Annotated in this window: 21 protein-coding genes; 19 read left to right on the top strand and 2 right to left on the bottom strand. The window is 38.0% G+C overall.

Annotated elements, in window-relative coordinates; all coding sequences use genetic code 11:
• Positions 1-31 precede the first annotated feature (31 nt).
• Positions 32-1,366, bottom strand: coding sequence for a M24 family metallopeptidase (locus NDQ75_RS04440; protein WP_202028198.1), 1,335 nt, complete (start codon positions 1,364-1,366; stop codon positions 32-34).
• Positions 1,367-1,477: 111 nt separating this feature from the next.
• Between NDQ75_RS04440 and rsmI the strand changes: the two genes are divergently transcribed.
• The 19 genes from rsmI to NDQ75_RS04345 all read left to right on the top strand — a co-directional run bounded on the left by rsmI (position 1,478) and on the right by NDQ75_RS04345 (position 16,305).
• Positions 1,478-2,149: a 16S rRNA (cytidine(1402)-2'-O)-methyltransferase gene (gene rsmI, locus NDQ75_RS04435; protein WP_202028197.1), complete on the top strand. Its 672-nt coding sequence runs from the start codon at positions 1,478-1,480 to the stop codon at positions 2,147-2,149.
• The gene (locus NDQ75_RS04430) at positions 2,146-2,718 is read left to right on the top strand and encodes a uracil-DNA glycosylase family protein (protein WP_202028196.1); all 573 of its coding nucleotides are present in this window, start codon (positions 2,146-2,148) and stop codon (positions 2,716-2,718) included. Before rsmI ends, NDQ75_RS04430 begins: the two co-directional genes overlap by 4 nt.
• A gap of 73 nt (positions 2,719-2,791) precedes the next feature.
• Positions 2,792-3,217: an OsmC family protein gene (locus tag NDQ75_RS04425; RefSeq protein ID WP_202028195.1), complete on the top strand. Its 426-nt coding sequence runs from the start codon at positions 2,792-2,794 to the stop codon at positions 3,215-3,217.
• Between the two features lie 121 nt (positions 3,218-3,338).
• Complete coding sequence (gene recJ / locus NDQ75_RS04420) at positions 3,339-5,027, top strand: single-stranded-DNA-specific exonuclease RecJ (protein WP_202028194.1); 1,689 nt, start codon at positions 3,339-3,341, stop codon at positions 5,025-5,027.
• 240 nt (positions 5,028-5,267) lie between these two features.
• Positions 5,268-5,729: a peptide-methionine (R)-S-oxide reductase MsrB gene (gene msrB / locus NDQ75_RS04415; protein WP_202028193.1), complete on the top strand. Its 462-nt coding sequence runs from the start codon at positions 5,268-5,270 to the stop codon at positions 5,727-5,729.
• Positions 5,716-6,267, top strand: a complete 552-nt coding sequence (gene msrA, locus NDQ75_RS04410; RefSeq protein WP_202028192.1) for a peptide-methionine (S)-S-oxide reductase MsrA — start codon at positions 5,716-5,718, stop codon at positions 6,265-6,267. The genes msrB and msrA overlap by 14 nt, the downstream gene beginning before the upstream one ends.
• Before the next feature lie 19 nt (positions 6,268-6,286).
• Positions 6,287-7,846: a protein adenylyltransferase SelO gene (locus tag NDQ75_RS04405; protein ID WP_202028190.1), complete on the top strand. Its 1,560-nt coding sequence runs from the start codon at positions 6,287-6,289 to the stop codon at positions 7,844-7,846.
• Between the two features lie 15 nt (positions 7,847-7,861).
• The gene (locus NDQ75_RS04400) at positions 7,862-8,263 is read left to right on the top strand and encodes a DM13 domain-containing protein (RefSeq protein WP_202028187.1); all 402 of its coding nucleotides are present in this window, start codon (positions 7,862-7,864) and stop codon (positions 8,261-8,263) included.
• A 59-nt stretch (positions 8,264-8,322) separates the two neighbouring features.
• The gene (locus NDQ75_RS04395; RefSeq protein ID WP_202028186.1) at positions 8,323-8,619 is read left to right on the top strand and encodes a DUF427 domain-containing protein; all 297 of its coding nucleotides are present in this window, start codon (positions 8,323-8,325) and stop codon (positions 8,617-8,619) included.
• 6 nt (positions 8,620-8,625) lie between these two features.
• Positions 8,626-9,138, top strand: coding sequence for a peptide-methionine (S)-S-oxide reductase (locus tag NDQ75_RS04390; protein ID WP_202028185.1), 513 nt, complete (start codon positions 8,626-8,628; stop codon positions 9,136-9,138).
• Between the two features lie 363 nt (positions 9,139-9,501).
• Positions 9,502-10,128, top strand: a complete 627-nt coding sequence (locus NDQ75_RS04385) for a cytochrome P460 family protein (protein ID WP_202028184.1) — start codon at positions 9,502-9,504, stop codon at positions 10,126-10,128.
• 42 nt (positions 10,129-10,170) lie between these two features.
• Positions 10,171-10,860 (top strand): cytochrome P460 family protein, encoded by a 690-nt coding sequence (locus NDQ75_RS04380; RefSeq protein ID WP_202028182.1) that lies wholly within the window; start codon positions 10,171-10,173, stop codon positions 10,858-10,860.
• A gap of 169 nt (positions 10,861-11,029) precedes the next feature.
• Positions 11,030-11,350, top strand: coding sequence for a DUF6787 family protein (locus NDQ75_RS04375; protein ID WP_202028180.1), 321 nt, complete (start codon positions 11,030-11,032; stop codon positions 11,348-11,350).
• Entirely contained in the window at positions 11,340-11,825 is a 486-nt protein-coding gene (locus NDQ75_RS04370; RefSeq protein ID WP_202028179.1) for a hypothetical protein, read from the top strand. Before NDQ75_RS04375 ends, NDQ75_RS04370 begins: the two co-directional genes overlap by 11 nt.
• Positions 11,826-11,868: 43 nt before the next feature.
• The gene (locus tag NDQ75_RS04365) at positions 11,869-13,188 is read left to right on the top strand and encodes a lactonase family protein (protein ID WP_202028177.1); all 1,320 of its coding nucleotides are present in this window, start codon (positions 11,869-11,871) and stop codon (positions 13,186-13,188) included.
• 180 nt (positions 13,189-13,368) lie between these two features.
• Complete coding sequence (locus NDQ75_RS04360) at positions 13,369-14,061, top strand: hypothetical protein (protein ID WP_202028175.1); 693 nt, start codon at positions 13,369-13,371, stop codon at positions 14,059-14,061.
• A gap of 12 nt (positions 14,062-14,073) precedes the next feature.
• Positions 14,074-14,691 carry a lactate utilization protein gene (locus NDQ75_RS04355; RefSeq protein WP_202028173.1) on the top strand — a complete coding sequence of 206 codons (618 nt, stop codon included), beginning with the start codon at positions 14,074-14,076 and terminating at the stop codon, positions 14,689-14,691.
• Between the two features lie 31 nt (positions 14,692-14,722).
• A complete protein-coding gene (locus tag NDQ75_RS04350; RefSeq protein WP_202028172.1) occupies positions 14,723-15,550 on the top strand; it encodes a hypothetical protein in 828 nt (275 codons plus the stop codon).
• Positions 15,547-16,305 (top strand): class I SAM-dependent methyltransferase, encoded by a 759-nt coding sequence (locus NDQ75_RS04345; protein ID WP_202028170.1) that lies wholly within the window; start codon positions 15,547-15,549, stop codon positions 16,303-16,305. The genes NDQ75_RS04350 and NDQ75_RS04345 overlap by 4 nt, the downstream gene beginning before the upstream one ends.
• 2 nt (positions 16,306-16,307) lie before the next feature.
• On the opposite strand, the gene NDQ75_RS04340 is transcribed toward NDQ75_RS04345, so the two are convergent.
• A complete protein-coding gene (locus tag NDQ75_RS04340; RefSeq protein WP_202028169.1) occupies positions 16,308-17,066 on the bottom strand; it encodes a UDP-2,3-diacylglucosamine diphosphatase in 759 nt (252 codons plus the stop codon).
• Positions 17,067-17,104 lie beyond the last annotated feature (38 nt).

Genomic DNA, 17,104 nt, shown 5'->3' with positions numbered 1-17,104 from the left:
CGCGAAATTGAATTTTTTGTCAAACCTTAATTTATTTGGGATTGCTAGAAATCAACAAAAACTTCGTTTGCCTTTGGTTTACATATTCAAATCCGTTTTCGCCGTAGAAACCAGCTTCTTCCAGCATTACCCTAATATCGCGTTTCCATTCCTTTATATAAACTGTGGTATTTAATTCAATAGCATATACCGTATTGGGATAAAGCGGATAATCACCAGCACCTTTCACTCCGCCTTGTGCATCCCACATCCCGATGGTTGGTCCAGCAGAATGGCCATAAGTACCTAAAGGATGCGTATATATTGAAGGTTGTAAACCTTCAGCTTTGGCTTGTTCTAAAGAAGTTTTTAAAATTTCATTACCCGTACGTCCATTTTGAAAATTCTCTGTTAAAATGTCCTGTAATCGGTTTCCTTTTTCCAATGCTTCAACCAAAAATTTAGGTGGTTTTGTTTCATTAGGTTTTAACACATAAGCCAATTGCTGGCAATCTGTGTTTAGGCGTAAATAGCTTATTCCAAAATCGCAATGCACCAAATCGCCAGGTTTAATTATTTCGTCTGCAGGTCTATCGGAAAAAGCATAAAGGTGCCCTGGAAGTTCTTCCGCTGTTCGCTGCACATCCACCGTGGGATGAAACCAAGTTTCTAAGCCCAAATCGGTTACTTTTTGACGCATCCACCATTCCACATCGGCGGCGGAGGTTTGCCCTGGGGTAATTACTTTATTGGAAAATGCTTCTCGGATAATATTTCGAGTAATGTTTACCAATTCGCGGTAATATTTCATCTCGAGTGGGGTTCTGGTTTCAATCCAGGCCACGGCCAAATCTTCCGCAGAAACAATTCTGGACTGATATTTCTTTGGCAAGGCAGTAATAAATTCATCATAATCCGTTTTTACCAAACCATCGGCTATATTAAAGTGTTCAGAATAATTAAGTCCGATTTTCTCTGGTTGAAACTTTTCTATTATTTCAACCAGGCGTTTCCATTGGTCGGGTTGTTGTTCTTTATCCCAAGCGAAGACAATATTTTCACCAAAATTATAACGGGCGACTGCCATCTTGTGGAGCGTATCGTTTTGTTTGTCACGATAAAAAACGAGAATGGTACGTCTTCTAGCATTCAGCCACGTCGCAGGGAGCATGGTTTTTAAAACAGGATCTTCATTGTATTCCCTTGAAATGAGCACCCACATATCGATCCCTGAACGGTCCATTAATTTAGGTAAGACAGTTTCAAAGCGAACTTTCAACATGGAATCTACCTTAATTGCTCTTTCTTTTTCGTTTAGAATTGATTGAGAAGAAAGCGATGTGCAAGCAAAGAGTGCAATTAATATGAATTGTAGTTTTATTTTCATCTAAATAATTATGTTCTTAAATTCTCATAAATTTATAAAAACAATTGAGAATGTCTATCGTTGTTAAATAATCAAAATACTTAGTATCTTGCTTTCCTAGAGAAAACCGTTATGTCTAAACTGTTTATTGTTCCCACACCCATTGGAAATTTAGAAGATATTACGCTTCGCGCTATACGTGTTTTAAAGGAAGTAGATGTTATTCTTGCGGAAGATACTCGCACCAGTGGAAAGCTCTTAAAACATTTGGAAGTGCAAACGCCCATGCAAAGTCACCATATGCATAACGAACATAAAACGGTGGAAAGCATCTGCGACAGAATAGTATCGGGAACAACCATGGCCTTAATAACCGATGCCGGAACCCCCGCAATTTCCGATCCCGGATTCTTGCTTACAAGAGCCTGTGTAGAAAAAGGAATTGAAGTGGATTGTCTTCCAGGAGCAACTGCATTTGTTCCTGCTTTGGTGAATAGTGGACTCCCAAACGATAAGTTTGTTTTTGAAGGGTTTTTACCTGTAAAAAAAGGTCGGCAAACCCGATTTAAATTTCTAGCGGAAGAAAACCGGACCATGATTTTTTACGAATCTCCCCATAAAATCTTGAAAACCCTTGGTGATTTTCGTACTTATTTTGGGGAAGACAGGAACGTTTCCGTTTCTCGGGAAATTACCAAATTGCATGAAGAAACCATTCGTGGAACGGTTTCAGAAGTTATAGCTCATTTTGAAAATAAACCGCCCAAAGGAGAAATCGTGGTGGTGGTGGAAGGTAAAAAATGAAAAAATTGTTGAAGGAAATAGCGCAATGCGAAATCTGTAAAGCGCACCTCCCTTTAGGCCCGAAGCCAATTTTACGAGTATCAAAAAACACTAAAATCTTAATTATTGGTCAGGCTCCCGGTACCAAGGCACATGAAAGTGGTAAAGACTTTTACGATGCTAGCGGAAAGAAACTCCGTTCATGGTTAGGCGTAGATGAGGCCACTTTTTACAATACGGAATATATTGGCGTAATGCCCATGGGTTTTTGTTATCCCGGAAAAGGAAAAACAGGCGACCTTCCCCCAAGACCAGAATGCAAACCGCAATGGCATCAAAATATTTTAGATGAATTAACCGCTGTTGAGCTAATCATTTTGGTTGGACAGCATGCGCAGAAAGCCTATTTAGGAAAACAATTTCAGCGAAACCTTACAGAAACCGTAAAAAATTACCACACCTTCTTGCCCAAACTTTTTCCCATTCCGCATCCATCGCCTACCAATCGGTTTTGGCTGGCTAAAAACAAATGGTTTGAAAATGAAGTGGTTCCAATGCTGAAAACTAGAATTCAGGAGGTTTTGAAGTAAGCAATGTTCTCAAACAAGTATTTTTCTTGGTAGAATCCGTATTTTTGAACTTCATTTTTAAACTTCAGCAATCATGGGAACAACCAATACTGTAATAACAACTTGGAAACAAAACATGCAATTTCACTCAACCAATCCTGCTGGCGATTTACTTATCGATGCCAGTCCGGATGACGGTGGAAATGGGGATGGATTACGTCCAAAAGCGTTGATGCTTTCTGCATTGGCTGGTTGCTCTGGACTGGATGTCGCTCAAATGATTAAAAAAATGAGGCTGGAGGTTGACGACTTCAGAATTGACATTCATGCAGAACTTACCGATGAGCATCCAAAATATTACCATAAAGTAAAAGTGGAATATCATTTTTATGGGAGCGATTTAGCTGAAAAAAAGTTACAACGTGCCGTAGATCTTTCCGTAGAAACCTATTGCGGAGTAATGGAGATGTTCCGAAAGTTTGCCGATATGGAAATTGAAACCATTTTTCATAGCTCGTAAGGATAATCCATATCAAATACGCACAAGAAAGGATTAACCACCCAAGACTATTAATAGGCTTCGACATGCTCGGCCTGACAATAAACGCTACGGAAATATCAAGAATCAATAAAGACGAATAATGACCCGTTGGACAGTAAAAGCATCCCCGGATAAAGAAACTATCAAGGCACTTTCCGAAGCCTTGGGGGTGAATAGCATTATTGCTTCATTGCTTTTACAGCGAGGAATTTCCACTTTTGAAGACGCCAAAAAATTCTTTCGTCCGTCGTTAGACGACATTCACGATCCGTTTCTTATGAAAGATATGGACAAGGCAGTAGCTAGAATTGAAAAAGCCTTTGCGGAAGGTGAAAACATTTTGGTCTACGGTGATTATGATGTTGATGGCACCACCGCTGTTTCTTTAATGTCATCTTACTTATTGGAAAAGTATCCCAATGTTGCCACTTACATTCCAGATCGCTACGAAGAAGGATACGGCGTTTCCTATCAAGGAATCGATTTTGCAGATGATAATGGTTTTTCACTCATTATTGCATTGGATTGCGGGATAAAAGCGGTAGACAAAGTAGCCTATGCCAAAGAAAAAGGCATCGATTTTATCATTTGCGACCATCACCGTCCGGGTGAAATTATTCCAGATGCCGTTGCGGTGCTCGACCCAAAACAGGATGATTGTAATTATCCGTACGACGAACTTTGCGGTTGTGGTGTTGGGTTTAAGTTAATTCAGGCTTTAGGCACCAAACAGGGCGAAACTATTTTAGATTTGGTTCCTTATTTGGATTTAGTGGCCACAGCCATCGGTGCCGATATTGTGCCCATAACTGGCGAAAATCGTGTGTTGGCTTATTACGGATTAAAAGTGATTAATAAAAACCCAAGACCGGGGATAAAAGCGATTACCAAGCAACTAAAGAAAGAACTCACCATTACCGACGTTGTTTTTGTGGTGGCGCCACGAATTAATGCTGCCGGAAGGATGAAACACGGACTTCATGCCGTGCAATTGCTTACTGAAAAAGATATCAATATCGCTGTTTTATTTGCTGAAGAAATTGAAGATTTTAATGCAGATAGAAAAAGTAAAGACCAAGAAATAACGAAAGAAGCGCTGCTTCAAATTGAAGAAAACAAAGAAGAAAAAAATTTTACTTCCGTAGTTTTTAACGAGTCTTGGCACAAAGGAGTTATTGGTATAGTGGCTTCACGTTTAACGGAAACTTATTATCGCCCTACTTTGGTATTTACTAAAAGTGGGGAGAAATTGGCAGCTTCCGCGCGATCGGTGAAAGGTTTTGATGTTTACAATGCCATTGAAGCTTGCGAAGATTGTTTGGAACAATTTGGCGGGCATAAATATGCCGCAGGTTTAACTTTGAAGCCAGAACAGTACCCACTTTTTAAAACGAAGTTTGAAAAAATAGTTTCAGAAACAATTGATAAAAAGTTGCTTACACCGGAAATCCTTATCGATGCTGAAATCGACCTAAAGGATATAACGCCAAAATTTTACCGTATTTTAAAGCAATTTGCCCCGTTCGGTCCTGGAAATTTGGCTCCGGTATTTTTAACGCAAGGTTTAAAAGACAGTGGCTATACAAAATGCGTGGGTCAAGATGACAAACATTTAAAAGTATCCGTTTCCCAAAATGGAAGTCCTGTAATTGGTGGTATAGGTTTCAACTTAGGTGAAAAGCTTTCTGAAATTAAAAATAAACCTTTTTTTGCCGCAGTGTACAACCTCGACGAAAATGAGTGGAATGGAACGGTTTCCCTTCAATTGAGGGTTAAAGACATAAAATAACTTGCGATAGCACCTGCCCAACTTAAACTTTTGGTTAAATAGTACTTCAATTTTTGGGGGCTTTGTAAGTTCTTCAGTAAATTACCTTTTATTTAAGAATAAATTTTTCAGAAAAAATAGAATATTATTGAAAGTTGTAAGGAATTCATTCTAAAATCGACTATATAGTTGTATCAAAAAATTCTGGGTACAGTTTTCAATAAAAACATTATTAATTAAAATAAGAAAGGACACCAACGTATGTTAACTTGGAAAGATGTTATTAATTTTTCGGTAAAAGGAAACCCAACTCCCGATAGAAGAGTAGAAAAAACGGAAGCGGAATGGAAAGAGCTTCTAACTCCAGAACAATTTAGAATTACACGCTTAAAAGGAACCGAAATGGCACATTCAGGAGCGCTTTGTTCTATTTACGATGCGGGAAAATACAACTGTATTTGTTGTAACACACCGTTGTTTGATTCGACCATTAAGTACAATTCCAGTTCAGGATGGCCTAGTTTTACTCAGCCGATAAAAGAAAACGCCATTAAATATGAAAAAGATAACACCTTTGGAATGGTGCGTGTTGAGGTTATGTGTAACACTTGTGATGCTCATTTAGGGCACGTTTTTCCAGACGGTCCAGAGCCAAGTGGTTTGCGTTATTGTGTTAATTCAGAATCCATACAATTAGAAAGGGAAACAAATGAGCAAGAATAATTTAGCAGTAGCTACTTTTGGTGGCGGATGCTTTTGGTGTACGGAAGCTATTTTTCAGGAAGTAGCGGGCGTAGAAAAAGTGGTGTCGGGATACACTGGCGGCATTGCTCCGGGAAAACCTACCTACCGCGAAGTTTGCTCGGGGCTAACGGGGCACGCAGAGGTAATTCAGGTTACTTTTAATCCTGAAGTGGTGGCTTATGAAGATTTATTAGTGATTTTCATGACAACCCATGATCCCACGACCTTAAATAGACAAGGGGCAGATATGGGTTCTCAGTACCGTTCGGTAATTTATTATCATTCGGAAGAACAAAAGGAAATTGCAGAAGTGGTCATTGAGCAAATTGCTCCCTATTTTAAAAATCCGATTATGACAGAAGTTAGCAAAATCGGTACTTTTTATGAAGCGGAAGATTACCACCAAAATTATTATAGAAACAATAGGCAAGAAGGCTATTGTACCGTGATGATTGACCCTAAATTGGCTAAATTTAGAAAAATGTATGCCGAGAAATTGAAAAAATCGGTTGCTTAAAAATAGAAATTTGACAGGTTTGAAATTAAATATAAACAACACTTTTTCTGAAGAGCTCACAGCAGATCCTATTTTAGAGAATTCAAGAAGGCAAGTAAAAAATGCCTTCTTCTCTTATGTTACGCCTAAAAAAACGTCTTCTCCTGAAATTATCCATGTTTCAGAAGAGATGTTGCAGGAAATAGGTTTGCAACATGGGGATGAAAATTCAGAAAGGTTTTTAAAAATTTTTACTGGTAATGAGGTGCTGGAAAATACAGCACCTTATGCCATGGTTTATGGCGGACACCAATTTGGGAATTGGGCCGGACAATTGGGCGATGGTCGCGCCATTAATTTGGGAGAAGTAGTACACAACAATAAGCGTTGGGCTTTGCAGTTGAAAGGTGCCGGAGAAACTCCCTATTCTAGGTCGGCAGATGGATTGGCAGTGTTGCGATCTTCCATTAGGGAATATTTGTGCAGTGAGGCCATGTACCATCTGGGTGTTCCAACAACAAGAGCACTTTCTTTGGCAATATCAGGAGATAAAGTATTAAGGGACGTCTTATACGATGGAAATCCGGGGTATGAAAAGGGGGCCATTGTTTGTAGGGTGGCACCTTCCTTCATCCGGTTTGGGAATTTTGAGATTTTTGCAGCGCGAGGTGATCATGAAAACCTGAAAAAGCTTGCCGATTACACAATACGTCATTTTTATCCACATTTGGGCGACCCAAGTAAGGAAACCTATATCAAATTTTTTGATGAGGTGGCGAAAAGAACGTTAGAAACTGTTGTTCATTGGCAGCGCGTAGGATTCGTGCATGGCGTTTTAAATACGGATAACATGTCCATTTTAGGACTGACTATAGATTATGGGCCTTATGGTTGGTTGGAAGGTTTCGATTTCGGTTGGACGCCCAACACCACCGATGCTGTTAATAAAAGATACCGATTTGGAAATCAACCGAACGTTGGGTTATGGAATTTGTATCAGTTAGCAAATGCTATATATCCGCTAGTTGAAGAAGCAAAGCCGTTGGAATCAATATTGGAAAGTTACAAGTCCGACTTTGAAGAGAAGTCTTTAGAAATGATGAGAAGTAAACTAGGATTGTTTATTAATGAAGACGGTGACGCTAAATTAATTTTGGAACTGGAAGAAAATTTAGAGCTTTCTGAAACAGACATGACGATATTTTTCAGAAATTTAAGTAAATTTACTCCGAGTGATGACGATGGAATCCGAATTGTTCAAGATTCTTTTTACAATCCAGAAGATTTAAAAGGGGAAATTGAATTCAAATGGAAAGAATGGTTTCAGAAATATAAGAAGCGTTTACAGTTAGAAATGCTGGGAAATGATGAACGTGCGAAAAAGATGAATGCTGTAAATCCGAAATATGTTTTAAGGAATTATATGGCTCAATTAGCAATAGATGAAGCAGATAAAGGCAATTATTCCTTGATAAACGAGTTATATACAATATTGAAAAACCCTTATGAAGAACAGTCCAAACATGAAAAGTGGTTTGCCAAACGCCCTGAATGGGCACGCCATAAAGTGGGATGTTCTATGTTATCATGTAGTTCTTAACCAAATCTTTTAGAAATGAAAAACTTTTTAATAACCTTTCTGTTACTGGTAGTCACCAGTCTTTGTAGCTACTCCCAAGATGGGAATAGCTGGGTAGGGAAAGTATATTCCGTAAAGGGAAGCTGGTCTATCGTTGAAAACGACGGAAGTTACTTGTTTAAACTCGGAGGAAACTTTAATACCCTACCGGGACCAGAATTAAAATTGTATCTCTCCCCCGTGCACATCACCGAGATTAAGGATCGTGATGCGATTCATGAGCAAGGAGGGGTGTTCATAGCCGAACTTAAATCCAATAAAGGGAGTCAGCAATATAAACTTCCGGAGGGAGTTAGATTGGAAGATTTCCAGTCGCTAGTTATCCACTGTGAAAAATTTTCTGTGGTTTGGGGTGGAATTGACCTCAATGGCGATTAAACGTTGTCTTCCAAATTAAGTTTGCCGCAAAACTTTAATCACACTTTAGAAATTTTGTTATGAAATTTAAAGCTGTTTGGAATGGTGTAGTGATTGCAGAAAGTGATGCTACCCAAGAAGTGGAAGGGAACCAATATTTCCCGGCCGAAAGTATAAATAAGGAATATTTTAAAACAACCGAAACCCACACGTCTTGCCCTTGGAAAGGAAAAGCATCTTACTATTCTCTTGAAGTGAATGGGGAAACCAACAAAGATGCGGCTTGGTATTATCCAAATCCAATGGAAGCCGCAAAACATATAGAAAATTATGTTGCCTTTTGGAAAGGTGTAACAGTAGAACAAGTGGCTAATTAGAGGACAATGAAAATAGCATTTAGCGGAAGCTGCTACTGGTGCATGGAAGCCGTTTTTCAGTCCTTGATAGGTGTTGATACAGTTGAGCAGGGGTTTATTTCAGCAAAAGAAAATAAAAAATTTTTTTCTGAAGGTGTTATAGTGCACTTTAATGAGGATGAAGTTTCCCTAAAAACATTGATTGAGATACATCTTCATACCCATAAAAGTACGGTAAACCATAGCCGAAGGGACAAGTATGTCTCAGCGATTTACGGTTTTTCTAAAGAACAGAGGATAGCTTCCAAAGAATTTTTAACGGCACTTCAGTCTGATTTTGCAGAAGATTTGGTTACCGAAGTGTTGGATTTTCATGAGTTTAATGCTTCTGAAGAAATATTTCATAATTATTATTATAGCAATCCTGACAAGCCTTTCTGCAAAACTTATATTGACCCCAAGCTGGAAAAACTTCTTTCTAAATTTTCCCACTACACTTTAAAGAATAAATTGGGCAGTCAGCGCAATGGTAAACGGTAATTAATTTCAACTATTTTACCGCTTTCATTCTATTTTTTCGATTATAAATCTGTATTAAAAAGTAAGAAAATGGGTGTTTTTTTATCAGAATTAGTTGTAAAAAGACATTTTATGACGAATATTTTGCCCTTAAAAACGCTTATTATATATATATTAGATGTTTTTTATCGCAGATAACTACTGATTAATATCTACGCTAAAATTTTAACTAACTGAAAAACAAACATTTAATAAGCTATTTTATTTAGAACAGTTTTAAATCTCATTAAAATATATTTTTTTCTCAATATGCGATTGCTGTGTGGTATTAATTTGTACATTAGCTTTATATAATGTAGTAAATAAACTTCAAATTTATTATTTATGAAGATAAATGTGAAAAACAAATTCTATTTAGCACTGTGTTTAGCGATTTCTTTCTATTCGTGTAAACAGGAAAAAAATGAATCTGAAAAAGAAAAAACTCCTGCAAGCACTGTCCAAAAAGTGGAGGAGAAGGAAATGGAAAAAAAGCCAAAGACTTCAATTTGGGATCCAACTGCGGAAACTCCAGAAGGATTAAATCTTGATATTCCATTGAGCAAGAATGAACTATTTGCTTATCTGAAAGAAGGGAAGTACAGAGATTTTGAAACTCAAGAGAAAGAATTACACCCGTCTTTAGGGCCTCACCAGAAATTAAACCTACCGGTAAAGGTGTTTATTAATGATGTTTTAGCCAAATCTCTGGATGATAAGAATGCAGAGCACCCAAAAGGATCTGTAATTGTTAAAGAAATGTACGATGAAAATGAGAGTCCAATGGGCTGGGCTGTCATGGTGAAAACATCCGACAAAACAGATGGAGGAAAAGGATGGTTTTGGTATGAAGTTACTTCCAATGACAATCCAGACGATATTGCCGCTATGGGGAATGGAGTAGTTGGCTGCTATAGTTGCCATGGTATAGGGAGAGATATGGTAAGAACAGAATATCCATTTAAGAACTAAAACGACTTAAGAAGAACGAAAATTAATCTAAACTGTAATAACATGAAAAAAGGAGGTTATTTAAAATTGGCCGGAGCCGCTTTGTTTGCGGTGTTTGCTCTTCAGTCTTGTAGGCAAGGCGGAGAGGCAAAAAAAGAAATGGATACTGCGTCTGCAACGACTAAGAGTAGCGACGAATACACAACAGTATCTTACTTTACAATGAATTCTAAGGGAGAGCTAGAGCGTCCTGAGAATTATCGTACATGGGTGTTTGTGGGAACTCCAGTAACACCAAACGATTTGAACAATGGGAAAGCTCCGTTCCCGGAAATGCACAATGTTTACATCGATCCTGTAAGTTACGAGCATTACAAAGAAACGGGCAAGTTTCGTGAAGGAACTATTCTTGTAAAGGAATTAGTAAGTGTAGGTTCTACAGCCGCCGTGAGTGGAAAAGGTTACTTCATGGGTGAGTTTATTGGTTTGGAAGCTTCTGTGAAAAGTAAAGAGCATTTTCCAGATGAACCTGGAAACTGGGCTATTTTTAGTTTTACAAGCCCTTCCGATGGAATTTTGAAGGATACTTCTCCAAAACTTCCAGTAGCATCTTGTGTAGCATGCCACGATGCGAATGCAGAAGATGACTTCGTATTTACTCAGTACTATCCAGTACTACGTGCTGCTAAAGGTGCAGGTAAGAATACCGTACCAGAGAATACAGCGGAAAGAGTGGCAGAAGCCGATCTATAATAAATACCATTACTATAATTTATTGACCTAGTTAAGCATACGCTCAAGAATAACATTTTTGAGTGTATGCTTACAATTACTATTGCCAAAACCCAAAATAATCCCTTCCAAAATAACTTGGTAGATAGCAAATAATTGTCTAAAAATTAATTTTTAATACCGATCTATTTTGAAAAAGCTTAAAGAAAAATGGAATATCCAAAGCAACCTGCAACTGGCAACAATCTTGATTGTATTCTCGATTAATGGGTCTTTAGCAGTAGCATTGGTAAAACCAATAATGAATTTAGTAGGGCTTGAAGAGAATGTTAGCGCTTTTGTGTTCTGGCCAGTCCGAATTTTGCTCATGTTTATTGTTTATCAACTGTTGCTTGTTGTTGTGGGCACGCTCTTCGGACAGCAAAAGTTTTTTTTAAACATGCAGAAGAAGATGCTCAGCCGGATGGGAATTGGATTTAAACAATACAATAATGCACATCATGAAGAATAGTATTTTAATCGTCTTTGTATTTCTCATCATGTTTTTTTCAAATGTTAGCGCCCAAGAGCACAGTGAGGAAAAAGAACATAAGCCTGGACTCGAAGCCGTTCTAACGGGAGTATCGTTCTACACTCCTGAAAACGGCGATTTTGAATTAGGCAATGAGTTTTTGATTACCTATTGGACATCCCACAAATGGGCATTTGGTGGGGCTTATGCAATAGTTTATGAAGATTCTGGTAGAATCGGGCATGAACTCTCTGCATTGGTCAGCCACAAGCCTTGGACGTTCTTAACTATAAATGCTGGTCCAACCTTTATTATGCCAAACTCGCACCGGGATACGGAGGTGGCCTTTACTTTAGAGGCTGAATACAACTATTTTTTCGGTAATTCAGGATGGCATACCGGTCCAGTAATAGGGGCGCAATTTGGGGAACATTTTAAACTCATGACAGGAATTCACATCGGCTACGAGTTTTAGTATTTGTAGTTAATCTTTCTAATCAACTTAAAACTAGATATAAATGTTTTTATCAATAATATTATCAATAGCATCGGTTTTCAATACAACTGATGCAAGTAAACAAGCGGAAGAAGTAAATCCTATAAGAAAAGCGCCAAGTCAAACGGAAACAGTATATGTGGCCACAAACAACGCTTCCGAAAATTCAATTGTAGCCTTTAATCAAAATCAGGATGGTTCGTTGACCATGCTTGGAGAATACCCTACCCAAGGAAAAGGAACAGGCAATATCGAAATATTTGATTGGGGTTACGACAACACACATCCTTTAAAGGATGGAGTGGACCCACTTATTTCTGCTTACGGTATTCAGAAAACACAAGACAATTCTTTTGTTTTAGTGGTTAATTCAGGCGATGCCAGTATAAGTTCTTTAAAAGTGAATGCAGATAAGTCGTTAACTTTCGCTGATAAAGAAAAAGCAGGGGACATTCACCCACTTAGCATTGCTACTTATGGTAAAGTTATTTATGTAGCAAGTGCAGGTGATGGAAAAACACCGCCTTTTAGTGGAAATATAACAGGTTACACGATTGATATCAATGGAAAGTTAACACCTATTGAAAATTCAACACGTAATTTAAATGCAAGACCTTCTTGCGTGGCATTTACACCAGACGGAAAGTTTTTGGTTGTAAATGAATTGGTAACAGGTCTAGTAAAAGTATTTGAAGTAACCGCCAAAGGGAATTTGTCTGAAAAGCCTGTTTCCTCTATCGGATCTCCACACGATGCACCAAACGGAAGATGGCTTCCTATTCCTGTTGGTTTTGATATTGTAAATAAAAACGGAAACAACATTGTTTTGGTTTCCGAAGCACGTTTCTTAAACAACAAAGGAATGTTGCGCGAAGAGGCAGGAAAGGTGCCGCAATCTCCAAAATATTCTTGGCAAACAGGTTCCACTTCTTCCTATGTTATCGATGAAAAAGGAAGTATAACCTTGGTTTCTCCGGATGTTAAAACGGGATCAGCAAAAGAAGGTGGGCAAATAGCAAATTGCTGGGTAGAAGTTTCTAAGGATGGAAACACCTTATGGGCAGCCAACGCCCTTTCAAGTTCTATTTCTTCTTATGCTATAGAAAGCGAAGGAGATATTGAGTTATCCAATGGAACCACTTTTAAAGATAAAAGCGAAACAAAGTTTTTCAGTGATTTATACCTAAGCCAGTCAGGTAGATACTTGTATCAGCTTATTGGAAACGAAGGTGCTGTAATGGTTTTTAAGGTAAACCAGAAAAACAACAAGCTTTCCAAGGTTGGTTATTACACAGCTACCCAACTTCCAAAAGTAGGTGCCTACGGAATTATTTCCCTTTAGAAAACTAATTGCAACTATACTGCCATGAACCCTGCATCTATTTGTTTTGGTAACGCTGAAAACAAAATATGGTGCAGGGTTTATTTATCGAACTTCAAATAAGTGCCAAGCAAAGGGGGTGTGAAAGTTTGAATGAGCCCATTATTCATTCAGGATTTGGAAAATTTAAATTGAAAAACCATGAAATCATTAAACGAATTAAAAGGAAAAGAAAACCTGAATGCGTTTGACAACAGCATTTTGTCTTATATGGAGTATTTGCATCCGTATGTAAAGCACCGTCTGCACGTTGCTGAAAGCAAAGGGATTTTGCCAAAGAATCTGTATAACTCTACAGGTATTATCGATGATGCTATTCTGAAGATGTATGAAGATAGAACCGAGAAGGAGTCATCAAATAGTAAAATTCTACTTTTTAAAACGGTAAATGAAGTTTTAAAGGATACGCTCGCGAAGGAAATTGAAAACTCAAACACGGAAAATTCTGATGATTTTTTGAAGGGTGAGCTTCAGTCCTTGGAAATAGAATTTTTTGTGGATGCCGATAACGAAACGATCTTGTACAAAGATTTGGATGATATTTCTTACAACAAAAATCAGCAAAACAACTTTGATGAAGTTTACACGGATGAAGATTCCAATAAAGCTGTTATTAACGATTTCAACTTGCACAACGAAGTATATCATTCCGATAGCGAAACCGTAGGAAGGTTCTACAATCTATTGCCCGAATGCGTTTCGAATATTGTGGATCTAAGTGTTTTTGGGAAACTCTCTCCAAAAGAAATCGCCGAAATACATGATGTAGAAGAAGCAAAAATTGCCAAAGTAGTAGAAAATGCTAAGGATAGTTTTAAAGCGCATATGCATTAAAAAAGGGGGATTATGAAAAAATTTACGGAACTCGCTTCGGAAGCTGTTTTAAATACGTTAGTGGAAAATTTAAAGAAGCGAAATATAATTCCGCATCGGGTGGCTACCAAGGAGGAAGCACTGGCGGCAATTAAGAATGTTATTCCTGAAAATGCTGAAATCGCAACAGGGTCTTCGGAAACACTACACGAGATTGGTTTCATTGAAATATTGAAGCAAAAAAAACATCCATGGAAAAATTTCAAGGATAACCTTTTTACCGAAGTGGATCATTTAAAACGTGAAGAACTCCGAAGGGAAAGTGTGTTGGCAGATTATAACATACAAAGTGTACATGCCATCACACAATCAGGTCAATTGATTATAGCTTCTGGGATGGGCAATCAAATAGCAGCCATAGCCTATCCAAGCAAGCACATCATTTTGGTAGCTGGAACACAGAAAGTAGTAAAAGATTTGGAAGAAGGGATTCAACGAATTCACGATTATGTAATTCCGCTGGAAAATGAGCGCATGAAGCGTATTGGATTTAAAAAAGGAACTACCCTTGGTAAAATTCTAATTTTTGAAAAGGAAACCCGTAAACGAGACATCCACTTAATTCTTGTTGATGAGGTTTTAGGATTTTAAGCAAAACCCGTAAACGTAATATATCCGAACCATGCTATTAAAATTAAACAATACCGAAGGTATAAAAGAATATATGCATACCGACCAAGTATTGCATAACATAGGAAGAATTTTGGGCGCCTTAGGACATCAATTGGTCAATACCAAAGCCGATGACAGTCATTCTAATTTTACTTGTAAAGACACTGAAAAATGGCTGGAGGGCAGGTCTTTTCTTGTTAATGAAAGTGAACTGCGGTTCGTTTTTTCGTTAGAACATTGGGAGTTTATCTTATTGGACGCGAGCAATAATTCCCTTGCTAGAGTTCCAGTAGCAAAGATGCCTTTGCCAGAAATTATTTATCAATTGGAGATGATTTTAACAGCAAAGACATTAAATATCAACGGCTTTGCTTCCCGAATTTATTTTAAACATCAACACGTTATTTCTTCCGAAGGAATAATGGGTCAACCTACAGAAGAATCGCTAGAAACTTGGGGCGCTTTACGAGCATTGGCAAATGAAAAATTGAAGGAGTTTTTAAATGAAATCCAAGAGAATAGCGAACACCCAATTTGGCCAACCAATTTCGATACAGGTGTTGCAACCCGAATGGGTGAGAATTTTCACTACTCCGGACTTAGTCCAGCAGACGAAGTAAGCAACGAACCCTACTTTTATACCGCTCTCTATGCCGTTGGTGGAGGGGGAATTCCAACAGACGGTTTGGGTCAGTTGCCCTATGGATTTTGGAAAAATGACCATTGGAAAGGGGCTGTTTTAAAGCTTTCTGATATAGATTTTACGGGAGGTGTGGACCATCAAGTGCTGACATTTCTGGTGAGTAGTTACAATTCATACATAACTAAGGCTCGATGAAATTAAACAACACTACTTTTTCAGAAAACCTTTCGCAGGTTTATGATTCATGTACTACCCAGGAATATTATAACATGTTCCCAAATAGTATCTTGTTTTATGCGCAACAGGAAATAAACATAAAAGGAAGTAAAGTGTTTGATATTGGCTGTGGAAATGGCAATTTATCTGCAGCGATGGGTATATTGGGAGCTTCGTATGTTTTAGGGCTTGATATTAGCGAATCGCAAATAGAAATAGCGAAAGCAAAGCACCCTTACAGGAACATCGAGTTTGTTGTGGACGATGCGTATACTGTGAAACAACAACCATACGGGCCATTCGATTTGGTAACTTGCATGTATTCTTTTCATTTTATTCCTAATGTAGATGTGCTAAAGGCAGCTTTCCAGAATATTTATAAAAACCTAAAAGAAGGCGGCACACTTGTTTTTTTGGATATCACTCATGATTATAAGTACAGTAAAGCCAAAATGGAACAGTTAAAATCTTTGACATCGTACTGCTATAAACCAAATGTTGCGGAGGGAGAAATACCCAAATTGTGGGATTTGGTTCCAGGGTACGTAACATTGCCAAACAAACAGTTATTGGTAGACCATTTCGCTATCCACGGAGAGCAACTAAAAGAAACAATGCTAGAAATAGGCTTTCGGAGTGTAGAAAGAAAACCCTTTGTTTTTCATGACCTAAAGATGGTAGATTTTTTTGGACCGGATGGATTTAACCATCACTTATTTGTAGTTAAAAAGTAAGACTAATCTTTAAAGGTTTTTAGTCGCATTTTTTCACCGTCAAACTCTGCATAGGTATAGTAGTGAATCCAATCGCCAAGATTAACGTAGGTGCTTCTATCATTTAATGGGATTTCCATTGGCAGGTGTCGATGCCCAAAAACGAAATAATCCCGATGTTCCGTTTCCAATTTGCGTTTGCAGTATTGTACAAGCCATTCGTTGTCTTCCCCTAAAAACTTAATATCTTCATCTCCCGAAATTAATTTGTTTTTTACGGAAAGATATTGGGCCAACTTAACTCCCAAGTCGGGATGAAGCCATCTAAAAAGCCATTTAGCAATTGGATTGGTGAATACTTTTTTCATTCGCTTATACCCTTTGTCGCCCGGGCCTAACCCGTCGCCGTGTCCTATTAAAAATTTCTTATCGTTGAAGGTAAATTCTTGTGGGGTGTGGTACACGGGGATGTTCAATTCTTCTTCAAAATAACCGTTCATCCATAGGTCGTGATTTCCTACGAAATAATACATGGGAATTCCGGCGTCGGTAATTTCAGCCAACTTTCCAAAAGTTCTTGTAAATCCCTTAGGAACAACGGTTTTGTATTCAAACCAAAAATCGAAAAGGTCCCCTAATAAAAAAATAGCGGCCGCATCTTCTTTAATTTCATCCAACCAAGCAACAAATTTCTTTTCCCTTTCGGCACTTGCCATTCTGGAGGGTGCGCCTAGGTGATTATCGGAAGCGAAATATATTTTTTTTCCTTCGGAAATATTCATTTGTTGGTTTTAGAAAGCAAATATATATTGTTTTTTTA

The organism is Galbibacter mesophilus (genome assembly GCF_023721415.1).
Classification (GTDB): domain Bacteria; phylum Bacteroidota; class Bacteroidia; order Flavobacteriales; family Flavobacteriaceae; genus Galbibacter; species Galbibacter mesophilus.
This window is presented reverse-complemented; position numbering and strand designations above follow the sequence as displayed.

Excerpts from the sequence above, each read along its gene's own strand:
- NDQ75_RS04440 (WP_202028198.1), bottom strand. The coding sequence starts at position 1,366 with ATGAAAATAAAACTACAATTCATATTAATTGCACTCTTTGCTTGCACA.
- rsmI (WP_202028197.1), top strand. The coding sequence starts at position 1,478 with ATGTCTAAACTGTTTATTGTTCCCACACCCATTGGAAATTTAGAAGAT.
- NDQ75_RS04430 (WP_202028196.1), top strand. The coding sequence starts at position 2,146 with ATGAAAAAATTGTTGAAGGAAATAGCGCAATGCGAAATCTGTAAAGCG.
- NDQ75_RS04425 (WP_202028195.1), top strand. The coding sequence starts at position 2,792 with ATGGGAACAACCAATACTGTAATAACAACTTGGAAACAAAACATGCAA.
- recJ (WP_202028194.1), top strand. The coding sequence starts at position 3,339 with ATGACCCGTTGGACAGTAAAAGCATCCCCGGATAAAGAAACTATCAAG.
- msrB (WP_202028193.1), top strand. The coding sequence starts at position 5,268 with ATGTTAACTTGGAAAGATGTTATTAATTTTTCGGTAAAAGGAAACCCA.
- msrA (WP_202028192.1), top strand. The coding sequence starts at position 5,716 with ATGAGCAAGAATAATTTAGCAGTAGCTACTTTTGGTGGCGGATGCTTT.
- NDQ75_RS04400 (WP_202028187.1), top strand. The coding sequence starts at position 7,862 with ATGAAAAACTTTTTAATAACCTTTCTGTTACTGGTAGTCACCAGTCTT.
- NDQ75_RS04395 (WP_202028186.1), top strand. The coding sequence starts at position 8,323 with ATGAAATTTAAAGCTGTTTGGAATGGTGTAGTGATTGCAGAAAGTGAT.
- NDQ75_RS04390 (WP_202028185.1), top strand. The coding sequence starts at position 8,626 with ATGAAAATAGCATTTAGCGGAAGCTGCTACTGGTGCATGGAAGCCGTT.
- NDQ75_RS04385 (WP_202028184.1), top strand. The coding sequence starts at position 9,502 with ATGAAGATAAATGTGAAAAACAAATTCTATTTAGCACTGTGTTTAGCG.
- NDQ75_RS04380 (WP_202028182.1), top strand. The coding sequence starts at position 10,171 with ATGAAAAAAGGAGGTTATTTAAAATTGGCCGGAGCCGCTTTGTTTGCG.
- NDQ75_RS04370 (WP_202028179.1), top strand. The coding sequence starts at position 11,340 with ATGAAGAATAGTATTTTAATCGTCTTTGTATTTCTCATCATGTTTTTT.
- NDQ75_RS04365 (WP_202028177.1), top strand. The coding sequence starts at position 11,869 with ATGTTTTTATCAATAATATTATCAATAGCATCGGTTTTCAATACAACT.
- NDQ75_RS04360 (WP_202028175.1), top strand. The coding sequence starts at position 13,369 with ATGAAATCATTAAACGAATTAAAAGGAAAAGAAAACCTGAATGCGTTT.
- NDQ75_RS04355 (WP_202028173.1), top strand. The coding sequence starts at position 14,074 with ATGAAAAAATTTACGGAACTCGCTTCGGAAGCTGTTTTAAATACGTTA.
- NDQ75_RS04350 (WP_202028172.1), top strand. The coding sequence starts at position 14,723 with ATGCTATTAAAATTAAACAATACCGAAGGTATAAAAGAATATATGCAT.
- NDQ75_RS04345 (WP_202028170.1), top strand. The coding sequence starts at position 15,547 with ATGAAATTAAACAACACTACTTTTTCAGAAAACCTTTCGCAGGTTTAT.
- NDQ75_RS04340 (WP_202028169.1), bottom strand. The coding sequence starts at position 17,066 with ATGAATATTTCCGAAGGAAAAAAAATATATTTCGCTTCCGATAATCAC.